The organism is Bradyrhizobium sp. NBAIM08 (genome assembly GCF_020193935.1).
GTDB lineage: Bacteria > Pseudomonadota > Alphaproteobacteria > Rhizobiales > Xanthobacteraceae > Bradyrhizobium > Bradyrhizobium yuanmingense.
In genome coordinates this window covers 1-454 of record NZ_JADYVR010000292.1, presented here as the reverse complement: position 1 = coordinate 454, position 454 = coordinate 1, and the positions used below count along the sequence as shown (strand labels likewise).

Genomic DNA, 454 nt, shown 5'->3' with positions numbered 1-454 from the left:
AGCCGAGGTCGCCCGTATAGCCCGTGCGCGATATTTCCACCGGCACGCCGCGAATCGTCGCCGGCGTAATGCGGAAGTATCTGAGCGAGTCCAGGGCGGACTCGGCAGCGGTCGAGAGGATGGCGCGGGAGCTGGGCCCCTGGAGCGCGAGCGCGGCGATGCGTTCGCTCACATCTTCGATTTCGACTTGGAGCCCGCCGGCATTGTCCTGGAGCCAGCGCAAATTGGGTTCGGCGGAGGTCATCCGGAACCGTTGTTCGTCGAGGCGCGATATCGTGCCATCGTCGAGCACCTTGCCGGCAGCGTCGCACCAGCACGTGTAAAGCACCTGCCCGACGCTCGAACGTGAGACGTCCCGGGTGACGACGCGATCGAGCAGCCGCGCGGCGTCTGCGCCGGAGATCGCATATTTGTATAGGGGCGAGACGTCGAGCAGCGCCGCCGAGCTGCGGAT

At 66.1% G+C, this 454-nt stretch carries 1 pseudogene; it reads right to left on the bottom strand.

The features are described from left to right. Window positions 1-454 (bottom strand): annotated as a pseudogene (locus tag I6F37_RS39555) (aminomethyl transferase family protein); the annotation flags it as partial.